Genomic DNA, 11,721 nt, shown 5'->3' on the forward strand with positions numbered 1-11,721 from the left:
GTACCACAAGAGCTTTTTGGATTTATGAAACACCACAATTACCTGTTAAACAAAATATTACCCTACTTTTTTAAACAGCTAGAACCCAAAGTAATTTGGCAGCAACGACATCCGTTTAAAACAAGTAGTGACGAACCACAGCAATAGATTTTCAGTTTGCTTTTCTTGTGGAAATGCTATTGGATAACGATTTGTCTAGCCCCGGGTGCAGCGGCAGCCCGGAAAAAAATACGGCTACGTGAATTGTACAGCAAACGGCGACCCAAGAAGCAGTGTGCTGGACATATGAACGTGGCGTATTTTTTGAGGACTACAGCGGAAAACGGGATGAGCTTCAAAAAAAGAAAACAAAAAAACTACTCATTATCAATTAGAAACGCCATGAAGTTCTATCACGTATTTAAAATTGCTTGCCCTTAATTATAATCGGGAACGGCAATTTTCATGTTACTGGCTAAGATGGAAATGTTGAGTTCGGAAACCAAACCGATGTACTCGCCATCGACCTGAAACTCAGTAGGCGGATCGATAAAAATACAAGCGTTTTTGGTGCTGTAAATATCTACATCTTCGCTATCTAGGCGGATGTTTCCCGTTAAAATCTTGGTTAAAACCGTAAAATCGAGATTGCGTAGCACCACAATTTCGAACTGCCCATCGTCCATTTTACCAAACGGATTAATTACCACGCCGGTTCCGTACTTTTGCGAATTGGCTACTACAACCATTTTTGCATCGGTAATTACCTCTTTACCTTCCAATTCGATACGCGCCCGAAACGGTCCGGTTTGCTCTTTGAACGTTGCTAGCACCTGCTTAGCATAGCCCAGCATACCGCGTGTGGTTCCGCTTTCGTAGTTTTTTACCAGCATAGCGTTTAAACCCACATCGCTCAGGTGCAAACTGGTATGTCCGTTTATTTTTATCATGTCGATATCAATAAACTTAGTGGAAAAAGCCGCGGGAATGGCGAGATCTAAAGTGGCAGGAATATCTAAATCGACCGACAAGCCGTTTGCCGAACCGGCAGGTAAGATTCCGAAAAGTACGTCGACATCTTCCAAAGCAGCCGCCACTTCTTTAATGGTACCGTCGCCGCCGGCAATGATGATTCGCTGCGGTTGGTATTGTTCGTATAAATGCCGAATGTGTTTGCCGTCGTTAATGCCACAGGTTTCGTAAACAATGGTTTGCAAACCCAGTGTTAGCGCGTGCGCCTCAACATCGGCTACGAGTTCACCTTTGTCGATATCGCCTGCAATTGGATTTACCACAATGATTACAAATTTTTGTGCCATGTATTCAGATTTGCTCAAATTTAGAGAAATTCCGAGCATTCCTTCCGCATATTAACAATTCGGATAAACGCTTTGCAGCTCGATCTCTGGAACTAAAACAGTAGAATTCTCTTGGAATTACGTCTGTTTGACCTACACAAAAGGGCGTCTGCATTTTTTAGGGAAGTGCAAATAAAAAAGCTGTGAGAAAATCGTTTTGAAACAAAAAGCTTTGCCGTATTTTTACAGTATATGAAACCCGTTTTAAAACTTTATCGCGGTTACGCCAACGAAAATCAGCTTTTAGTGATGGGTCATGTGTTTAAACCAACGACTAAAGCCGACTACGATTTTCAGAAGACGAAGTTTCGAAATGCGCGCTCGGTAATTCGGATGTTTCGACAAAAGACAGCATCGAACTTTGATGTGTATTTCAAACACGACGGACGCGTTATTCACACCAAAACCTTAGACGACGGCTTTTTTCAGTTTTGTATTCCGCTCGACAACGATGTGGGTTACGGCTGGATTACGTACGAAGTTTCCATTAAGTCGGAAGGTACACAAGTCACGCAAAAAGGCTCTTATATACGTCCGTTTAAAGGAAATTTGGGTTTTATTTCGGATATCGACGATACATTTTTGATTTCCCACAGCCGAAACATCTTTAAAAAGTTGTACATCTTGTTGTTTAAGAACGTAAACGATCGCAAAATTTTTTCCGACGTGGTTGCGCATTATCAGGCTTTAAGTACAGCCGGACGCAATAATAAAACCGAACAAAACGCTTTTTTCTATGTGTCGTCGAGCGAGTGGAATTTGTATCGGTTTATTGTTCAGTTTGCCGAATTACATCAGTTGCCTCGTGCCGTTTTGTTGTTGAAAGACATCAAGCAGAGTTTGTTCGACTTCCTGATTACGGGTCGCGGCAACCACGATCATAAGTTCGAAAAAATTAAACACATCTTGGAGTTTTATCCGAAATTAAACTACACGCTATTGGGCGACGATTCGCAACAAGACGCCGAGCTTTACGAACGGATTTGCAAATTGTTTCCAGTAAATGTTCAAGCCGTTTACATTCGGCAAACGGGCAAACTTCCTAAACAAAAGGTAACCATCGCCATTCAAAATATGAGTTTAATGGGTGTTCACACCTGTTATTTTAAGAATAGTAAAGAAGCTATTGCACATTCTAAAAGCATCGGACTCATCGTATAAAAATATGCTTACCTTAGTAGCGTTAGTCGAAACGCATGCTTTTTCAATTTAATATCTACTCCGGGTTACTTTTAATTTTCTTTACACACAATCTGGTTTACAGTTTACTACTTTTTCAAAAGAGTATACAAGAACGGAGTAAATCGGCATTTTGGCTCGGATTATTTTTGCTGATTGTTGCTTTGTATTTGGCACCGTGGATGCTGGGTTTTGCCGGTTGGTACGACAGTGAAAGTTACCGAGCTGTTATTTTTGCCACACCTTTTCACCAACTGTACTTTTTTGGACCTGTTTTGTATTTCTACACGCAAGCCGTTTTAAATCCGGCTTTTAGATTTCGGAAGAAGTACTTTTGGCATTTGCTTCCCGGCGTTTTGTATTTGATTTACGCGATGCTTCAAGTAGCTAGTGATTATTACGGTAACGGCGGTGCGTTTCCACAGTTTTATGCCGATATCGACTTCGACGAATGGTACCAGGTTACGGGTCATGCGAGTATGCTGTTTTATTTAATCTACGCACTTCGATACTACAATTTGTATCGAAAAGTCATACAAAACATTGTGAGTTTTGCCGATGAACTGACTTTTAAATACATCCGTGAATTTATTATTACTTGTTTAGCGATTATTATTGTTAATATCAGCTTTAAGATTGGTTTTGAAATTTTTCCCGAGTTTGCGGACTTCGTGGGAAGCTGGTGGTACTTCATGGCAGTGGGCGTAATTTCCTATCGAATTGCTATAAAAGGCTATGCCAACGAAAATTTAAAAAGTAAACGCGTTGGTTTTAGTATTGTGAACGAAACTAAAAGTGAAACCAACGCAATACTCCCAGATTACGCCGAAATAGAATTGCCAGAAAACGACTCAAATAATTTGGGACTCACCGAATCAGAGGAAAAATTGCGCGACCAACTGGAAAAATTACTGATTACCAATAGCTATTACAATAATCCTGAACTTACCCTACTCGATCTGGCAAAAGCAACCGGAAGTAATACAGCACTTATTTCAAAAGTAATTAATAAAGGTTTTAATCAGAATTTTAACGATCTGGTAAACACGCTAAGAATCGACGCTTTTAAAGCGAAAGTAGCTGCTGGCGAAAGTTCGAAATCGACCTTACTTGGCTTAGCGCTCGACTGCGGTTTTAACTCGAAAGCAACTTTTAATCGGGCGTTTAAAAAGCATACGGGAGTAACGCCAAAAGACTACTTAGCAAAAAACACAGCAGAATTAGGTCTCAAATCATAATTTGAAGCGCGCCGCTACTGGGATTGCCGCAATTTTGCTTCATCAATAACCGGAAATCGTATTTCCAAAAAAAGTAAACTGATGAAAAAAAATGTAATCCTTTTAGCTCTTGTAACGCTACTCGCATCGTGCGGGGCGTTTAGTTCGTTAAACTCGGGCACGAGCATAAATGCCAACGAAAAGTTTGTACTCGGAAGTAATCCGCACGGAAATTTTCACACACACCTTAGAAACGACGGAGCTACAACCCTAAGCGTTTATCAAGCACCAAACAACGGCGGAACACATTCGCCCATCACTTTAAAACCAACCGAAAGCGCGTTCATAAAAACCGATAAAAACACGGCTTTGGTAATCGAAAATACAGAAACGAAAATGGGCTACGTGACGTTAAAGGTAAAAGGCGACCTAAACCTGGGCATGGTGTTTCAAAAAAATGCACAAACTAAATAAACCAATTTTATATAAAACTGCTAAATCAAATACACATGAAAATTTTAATCCACACTACCGTAGCGTTTCTCCTATCCTTGTTTTCTTACAGTCAAGGTACTGTTCAAAAAAACTTTGACTACAAGAACTTTGACAAAGTTTACTTGCAAGGCCTAAATGCCGATGCCCAAATTTCGATCGGCAAAACGTGGTCGGTTCGTGTTGAAGGACCGGAAGAAAGCGTAAACAACCTCGAAATGGTTTACACGGCCAGCGAATACAAACTCGAAATCAAAAACAAGCCCGTAAAACTCAATTACAAGAAAAATCAAAAACCAACCACCATCTATATTACGATGCCCGAAGCCAGTGTAATTGCACAATCGGGTAACGGCGACTTGGCCGTGAAAGGAATCGTTGGAAAGTACTTTCGCCTCGAACAAGAAGGTAACGGCGATTGCTCACTAAGCGGCGCGATCGATAGTTTCGACCTAGAAAAAGGTGGAAATGGCGACCTAAAAGCGGGCGACTTCTCCGCGAAAAACCTCAAGTTTAGCGTCGGCGGAAACGGAAACGCAACCGTAAACGTAAGTGGAAAATTGAGCGGAAAACTAGCAGGCAACGGCGACTTAATCAACCGCGGTTCCGCCCGCTGCACCGACTGCAAAAAGAACGGAAACGGAGATTTTATTTACCGCTAGGAGTTTTAATCATCAATCAAAATCATCATGAAAAAAATCGTAATTGCCATCACAAAACCAACCATACTGCCCAACATTTGGCAGGATATTTTCCTCTCCTTGCCACGAATCTTGTGCGGTTATTGGATGGCGGTCGACTTCGGAGCAGCTAAATTCGGTTTACCATGGTCGCCACCCGAAAACAACCTCGGATTTTTCGAAGTAGCTTTTTGGTTTCCGAACGACGTTGCCAAATTCGGTGGAATTTTCGCTGTATTTCCCGCTTTTTTCGCTTGGATGGCCGCTTTTAGCGAAGCCGTCGGTGGCATTGCACTCGTACTCGGCTTTCAAACACGTATCTTCAGTTTCTTAGCCGGCTGCACCATGTTCGTGGCTGCCGTGTACCAACAATCGAGCCAAGGACTCTGGAATATGTTGCCCGCACTCGGCATTCTGTGGGTTTGTTTAAGCGGAGTGGCTCTCGGAAGTACACGTTTCGGAATCGACTATCTAATCACTAAAAAGCACTCATAATGAAATACTTACCAATACTTTTACTGTTCATTACGGTTTCCTGCGTACAGCCAACGGCCAATCAAAAAGTGCGGTACACGGTTGTTGTACCTAAATCCATGCAAGTTTCACAAATGAGCGTACGCGGCAGCAATCAACCGCTGAGTTGGGAGCAAGATACGCCACTTAAAAAACTGAATGACAGTACTTTCTATACCGATGTAGTACATGTAACCGGCTACACCTACACCGAATACAAGTTTGTTGCCGATGGGCAGTTTGAACGGCAAAATCAAGACAACCGTAAGCTCACTTTCGAAGCCGATTTAAGCACAACGGTTCAACACAAATTTAACGGTAAATAATTCATTTACTGAATTTTAATTTGGGCGTGCCGGCAAACGCGCGTGATTATTTTCGAGTTGCGTTTGCCGTCAGGCCATTCGCTGCAAGTATTTTCGTTCGTTTTGTAAGCGTCTGGCACTTGCAAACGCTTCTGCTGTCGCGTTGCCGTTGCCGTCGCTTAGCAAAACCAACAAAAATAGCTTTACGCTGCTGTCCTTCACGCAAAAGCAAAACCACAAATCGTTTTCAAACTAGCGATCCGAAAACAGTTAAATAGTTGATTAAATTGAAGATTTGTTTTGGCAAATTTTAATTCAACGGGAGTAGCGGCCTATTAGCTGTTTAGCTCGGAAGTTGTTCATTTTAAGCGTTCTGAAAAAGATTTTTAATCAAAATCTGGTTTCAAGCAACTATTCGCTACGTTTCGCATCTTTTCAGAGCTAAACAATTGTTAATGATTCGAAATTTACTTATCTCAGCTGCGTGCATTTGCGTTTTCACCTCGACTTGGGCACAATTTTACGAATACGAACACAGTCAAAACATCGATTTTTCGTTAAACGATTCATACATCGGTTCGATATGTGCGACCAATGCTAATAACGAACTGTATAGCTTGAGTTTCAACGGAACGCCTTATCCGTATGGAATCGACATTTTAGGAACCTTAGCTTTGCGAAAATTCGACACGGCTGGAAATCTGATTTTCACCAAAACAATTGCCAACCGAGCTACGGCACGTGAAATGCTGGTTGATGCCAACGGAGATATTTACTTCACGATTTCTTTTGTCGACCAACTCACGTACGAAAATACCGTTCTTTCATTCGCGACAAACGGATTGAGCCACATGCTTGTAAAACTAAATGCCGACGGCGCTTTGCTGTGGTATCTTGCGCCAAATATCGAAAATTCGTTTGTGAGTGATCTCGGTTCCATTGCCTTGGATGCCAATCAAAACATTTGGATGGCTTACGATGATTTCCAGAATTCGTATCTACAAAAACTAAATCCGAACGGAATGATACTGCAAACGATAGTACAAGACGATGTTCCATTGGTTTCGGCAATAACCACAGACGCACTCGGAAATATTTACACCGCCGGCTCGTGTTCGGGCTTAAATGCAAACTTTAATGGAAGCAGCGCCACAGAAAATTTCGATTACAATACCTACGTAGCTAAATACAACGCAAACGGATCTTTGCAATGGGTGCGTTTTATAGAAGATATTACTTGCTCGTCGCCACAATTAGCTGTTAAAAATGCCGACGAAGTTTATCTAGCCACGCAGAATTTCTTGCCGCACACGCTCGATGGCATCAGCGTTGCCGGGCCAAACACTGGTGGAACCGACTTCTTATTGGGCAAACTAAACAGTAACGGAACGTGGCAATGGGTACGCGAGGTTCCGAACGCGGGTTCGTTTGAATTGGGCAGCCGAGCTGCGTTGGCCGTAGCTCCAAACGGAACAGTATTTCTTGCGGGTTCGACCTCAGGAACCATATCTTGGGCCGACAACGTTTCGACGACGGCAACGGAACAATCAGGCGTTATTTTAGCGCTAACAGGCACTGGAACGGTTTCGGGGGCGAAAGTTCTTTCTACAGACGGCACCAGCCGATTTGATGCCGTAGCAACCGACAGTGAAAACCGCATTTATGTGAGTGGTTATGCGCGTACTGCCTTTAACAACGGCTACGTTTTTTCGAGTACTACCGGGCGTGTAGTTTCCGACTTCCTAGATATAACCGAAGCGCAGCTAGACAACATAAGTATTTACCCGAATCCAACGACATCGATACTACAATTTGGCACGCCAATTTCGGGTCAACTGGCAATTTACGACACTACAGGCATACGTGTTTGGTCGGGTCAGGGCACATTTTCGGAAATTGACGTAAACCACTTAGCTGTGGGCATGTACCTCTTGAAAATAAACGACTCAACAGTGGCTAAGTTTTTAAAACGCTGATGTAAAATACCATAGAGAAAATTCGTTTACGCTACTTTTCGAACAAACGTAATCAGCGATTATTCTAATAACTGCAGACCACATAGGCACATAGGTTTTGCACAGTTTTTAAACCACGATTAAGGTGCGAGTTCAACTTATGGTGGACCACATACGCACATAGGTTTTGTAAGGTTTTTAAAACATGATTACTGGCACGACTTCTTTTCACTTTGGGCCACATAGGCAAATAGGTTTTGCAAGGTTTTTAAAACATGATTACTTGCACGAGTTCTCCTTATGGTGGACCACATAGGCACATAGGTTTTGCACAGTTTTTAAACCACGATTACTAGCACGAGTTCTACTTACGGCCGACCACATAGGCACATAGGTTTTGCACAGTTTTTAAACCACGATTAAGGTGCGAGTTCAACTTATGGTGGACGACATAGGCACATAGGTTTTTAGTAGTGGAAAAAGCACGAATAAAGCGTGAATAGTTTTGCTAGTAAGCAAGTTCGGAAGGGAATACTTTAGAACAATCGCCAAGATGGCTGAATGGCTTTGCAAATCTTATTCTGCATCTTAAATCTAAAAACGGTATTTTATAAAAAACCTAAAAAAGTTAGTGTAAGAGCGAGTAATTAATAGCGTATAAATTATTGTTTTACAATCTTTTATACGAGGTAATATTGCAATATTACGTTTGTTAAAAACACTTTAAAAAAAGAGGCGTTTTGTTGGAGAACGATACCGCGGCCCGGATGGCAGCGGAAAGCCTTTTGATAAATTGGGCAAACAAAAGCGCGTTGGGCGTGGCGACCTAAGAAGCCGTGCCAAACGATTGCTTTTGTGCCCGATTTGAAAAAGCTTGTAGCGTACAGCCGGAACTGCCGCCCAAAAAATCAAAAAAAAAGCTGCTTTTGCGCATAAAACGTTTTAAAAATATGGGATGGATTTCCAATTTTCGGCTATTTTTGCGTTTCGAAAAATGAATCCTTTATGAGAACGATACAGTTTAGAGAAGCCGTTGCCGAAGCAATGAGCGAAGAAATGCGCCGCGATGAGTCGGTTTATCTCATGGGCGAAGAAGTAGCCGAATACAACGGCGCTTACAAGGCTTCTAAGGGTATGCTTGATGAATTTGGTCCGAAGCGTGTAATCGATACACCCATTGCCGAGCTCGGTTTTGCAGGTATTGCGGTTGGTTCGGCCATGAACGGCTGCAGACCCATCGTGGAGTACATGACATTTAATTTCTGTTTGGTTGGTATCGACCAGATTATCAATAACGCTGCGAAAATGCGCCAGATGTCGGCCGGGCAATTCCCTATGCCGATGGTATTTCGCGGTCCAACAGCCTCTGCCGGACAATTGGGTGCTACGCACTCGCAAGCTTTCGAAAACTGGTTTGCTAACACGCCTGGTTTAAAAGTTGTGGTTCCGTCGACACCTTACGATGCGAAAGGTTTGTTGAAATCTGCCATTCGCGACGACGATCCGGTTATTTTCATGGAATCGGAGCAGATGTATGGCGACAAAGGTGAAGTTCCGGAAGAGGAATACACCATTCCGCTTGGTGTGGCTGATGTGAAGCGTGCGGGAACAGATGTTACCATTGTATCGTTCGGAAAGATTATAAAAGAAGCTTTAGCTGCCGCGGAAACGCTTGCTGCTGAAGGCATTTCGGTTGAGGTTGTCGACTTACGTACGGTTCGCCCGATGGATTACGATGCAATTATCAACTCGGTTAAGAAAACAAATCGTTTAGTGGTTTTAGAAGAAGCGTGGCCGTTTGCTAGTGTTGCTTCGGAAATTACGTATATGGTTCAGGAACGGGCCTTCGACTACTTAGATGCGCCCGTACAACGTATTACTACCGCTGATACACCTGCGCCGTACTCGCCAACTTTATTGAAAGAATGGTTGCCAAATGCAGACGACGTTATTAAAGCTGTGAAGAAAGTACTTTACCGCTAGTAAAATAATACTCAAAATAAAAACCCGCTCTCGAATGGAAAGCGGGTTTTTTGTTTTTTCTACGGTAAGTTAATTAAAGGCAATCATTAACTTTCGGCTTCCATGAGCAGTAATTCCCATTCTTCGATCAGTTTGTCGAGTTGCTTTTTCTTTTCGTTGTAGGCCGTGAAAAACGCAGCGTCTTCGATGTGCTTATCGTAATTGGATTCGAGCGCACGATCGTCGAGACGGATGGCGTTTTCGAGATCTTTAATTTGCGACTCGACTTTAGAAATACGGTTTTGAAGTGCCTTTTGTTTCTTTTGTTCTTCGAAACTCTTTTTTGGAGCCTCTTGAGTAGCTTTTACGACATCGCGCTTTTCGACCTCACGCATACTATCAACGTTTCGTTGTTCTAGGAAGAAGTTGATGTCGCCCAAATATTCTTTAATTTTCTGATCTTTAAACTCGTAGACAATATTTGCAGTTCCTTGAAGGAAATCGCGGTCGTGCGATACGAGGAGCAGTGTTCCTTCGTACTTGTGTAGTGCGGCTTTGAGTACGTTTTTCGATTTGATATCGAGGTGGTTTGTAGGTTCGTCCATGATGAGCACATTGATAGGCTGCAGGAGCAACTTACAAAGTGCCAGACGATTTCGTTCGCCGCCGGAAAGTACTTTTACTTTTTTTTCGACGTCGTCGCCACGGAAAAGAAAAGCACCGAGCATGTCGCGCACTTTAGAGCGATTGGTGTCGTTTGCGGCGTCTTCCATGGTTTGTAGCAGTGTGATTTCGCCATTCAAATATTCTGCCTGATTTTGAGCGAAATAGCCTACTTGGACGTTGTGGCCAAGTTTAATACTTCCTTCGAACGGGAATTCGTTCACGATTGCTTTTATAAACGTGGACTTCCCTTGTCCGTTTTGACCTACAAAGGCGATTTTACTACCGCGTTCAACGTTCAGCGAAATATCTTTCAAAACTACTTTATCTCCGAACTTTTTGGTTACGTGTTCGGCTTCGACGACTACGCGACCCGGAGTCACAGAAACTGGAAACGAGATATTCATGACTGCATTATCGTCTTCATCGACTTCGATGCGTTCTACCTTATCGAGTTTCTTGATAAGCGATTGTGCCATAGATGCTTTGCTGGCTTTGGCGCGAAATTTCTCGATTAGCTTCTCCGTTTCTTCTATTTTCTTTTGCTGATTTTTTTGCGTAGCCAGTTGCTTTTCGCGAATTTCTTGACGAAGAGTCAGATATTGCGTGTATGGTTTGTTGAAATCGTACACTTTACCTAAAGAAATTTCCAACGTTCGGTTCGTGACATTATCGAGGAACATCTTATCGTGCGAAACAATAATTACGACACCTGGATACGATTTTAGAAAGTTCTCAAGCCAGATAATACTTTCGATATCTAGGTGGTTAGTAGGTTCGTCTAATAGAAGAATATCGTTGTTTTGAAGGAGCAGTTTTGCGAGCTCGATTCGCATGCGCCAACCTCCAGAAAAAGTGTCGGTTTTGTTGTTGAAATCTTCTCGTTTAAAGCCCAAACCAAGCAGAATTCTCTCGGTATTACCCACGTAATTGTATCCGTCCAGAAGTTCGAATCGGTGTGTTAGATCGCTCAAATCTTCGATGAGTTTTGCGTAAGAATCGGACTCGTAGTCGGTACGTGTTTGAAGTTGTTCGTTGATGTGATTCAACTTGCGTTCGACTTCTTTGATTTCGGTAAAGGCTTGATAAGCCTCTTCGAGTACGGTTCTGCCTTGTTCGAAATCGATATCCTGCCGTAAGAAACCAATACGCACTTCTTTTTCTGTGGCGATCACACCGGAATCGGGTTGAAGATCGCGACTAAGAATTTTGAGCATTGTCGATTTACCGGCACCATTTTTTCCGACAAGACCAACACGATCACCTGCTCCTAGTCGGAAGGTAACGTCTTCAAAAAGATAGGAACCTCCGAAAGAAACTGATAAATTGTGAATATTTAGCATGATATTGGCTTAGAAAACTTAAATAGACCGTAACTTTGTTATTGTATTACAGTAATAAAGAATTGGCTGCAAATG

General features: G+C 42.5%; 10 protein-coding genes. 8 read left to right on the forward strand and 2 right to left on the reverse strand.

Annotated elements, in window-relative coordinates; genetic code table 11:
- Nucleotides 1-416: 416 nt before the first annotated feature.
- Nucleotides 417-1,298 (reverse strand): diacylglycerol/lipid kinase family protein, encoded by an 882-nt coding sequence (locus ACOVQQ_RS04400; protein ID WP_421817119.1) that lies wholly within the window; start codon nucleotides 1,296-1,298, stop codon nucleotides 417-419.
- A gap of 231 nt (nucleotides 1,299-1,529) precedes the next feature.
- On the opposite strand from ACOVQQ_RS04400, the gene ACOVQQ_RS04405 reads away from it, so the two are divergent.
- From ACOVQQ_RS04405 to ACOVQQ_RS04440, 8 genes are all read left to right on the forward strand, one after another.
- On the forward strand, nucleotides 1,530-2,498 hold the full coding sequence (locus tag ACOVQQ_RS04405; protein ID WP_421817120.1) for an App1 family protein: 969 nt from the start codon (nucleotides 1,530-1,532) through the stop codon (nucleotides 2,496-2,498).
- A 35-nt stretch (nucleotides 2,499-2,533) separates the two neighbouring features.
- On the forward strand, nucleotides 2,534-3,754 hold the full coding sequence (locus ACOVQQ_RS04410; protein WP_421817121.1) for a helix-turn-helix domain-containing protein: 1,221 nt from the start codon (nucleotides 2,534-2,536) through the stop codon (nucleotides 3,752-3,754).
- Nucleotides 3,755-3,835: 81 nt separating this feature from the next.
- Nucleotides 3,836-4,207, forward strand: coding sequence for a hypothetical protein (locus tag ACOVQQ_RS04415; RefSeq protein ID WP_421817122.1), 372 nt, complete (start codon nucleotides 3,836-3,838; stop codon nucleotides 4,205-4,207).
- A 35-nt stretch (nucleotides 4,208-4,242) separates the two neighbouring features.
- On the forward strand, nucleotides 4,243-4,887 hold the full coding sequence (locus tag ACOVQQ_RS04420; RefSeq protein ID WP_421817123.1) for a GIN domain-containing protein: 645 nt from the start codon (nucleotides 4,243-4,245) through the stop codon (nucleotides 4,885-4,887).
- A gap of 27 nt (nucleotides 4,888-4,914) precedes the next feature.
- The gene (locus ACOVQQ_RS04425; RefSeq protein WP_421817124.1) at nucleotides 4,915-5,400 is read left to right on the forward strand and encodes a DoxX family protein; all 486 of its coding nucleotides are present in this window, start codon (nucleotides 4,915-4,917) and stop codon (nucleotides 5,398-5,400) included.
- Nucleotides 5,400-5,744: a hypothetical protein gene (locus tag ACOVQQ_RS04430; protein ID WP_421817125.1), complete on the forward strand. Its 345-nt coding sequence runs from the start codon at nucleotides 5,400-5,402 to the stop codon at nucleotides 5,742-5,744. Before ACOVQQ_RS04425 ends, ACOVQQ_RS04430 begins: the two co-directional genes overlap by 1 nt.
- A 434-nt stretch (nucleotides 5,745-6,178) precedes the next feature.
- Nucleotides 6,179-7,699 (forward strand): T9SS type A sorting domain-containing protein, encoded by a 1,521-nt coding sequence (locus ACOVQQ_RS04435; RefSeq protein WP_421817126.1) that lies wholly within the window; start codon nucleotides 6,179-6,181, stop codon nucleotides 7,697-7,699.
- A 984-nt stretch (nucleotides 7,700-8,683) separates the two neighbouring features.
- A complete protein-coding gene (locus ACOVQQ_RS04440) occupies nucleotides 8,684-9,661 on the forward strand; it encodes a pyruvate dehydrogenase complex E1 component subunit beta (protein WP_421817127.1) in 978 nt (325 codons plus the stop codon).
- A gap of 86 nt (nucleotides 9,662-9,747) precedes the next feature.
- On the opposite strand, the gene ACOVQQ_RS04445 is transcribed toward ACOVQQ_RS04440, so the two are convergent.
- Nucleotides 9,748-11,646: an ABC-F family ATP-binding cassette domain-containing protein gene (locus ACOVQQ_RS04445; protein ID WP_421817128.1), complete on the reverse strand. Its 1,899-nt coding sequence runs from the start codon at nucleotides 11,644-11,646 to the stop codon at nucleotides 9,748-9,750.
- Nucleotides 11,647-11,721 lie beyond the last annotated feature (75 nt).

The sequence above is a fragment of the Flavobacterium sp. genome, assembly GCF_049240005.1.
GTDB lineage: Bacteria > Bacteroidota > Bacteroidia > Flavobacteriales > Flavobacteriaceae > Flavobacterium.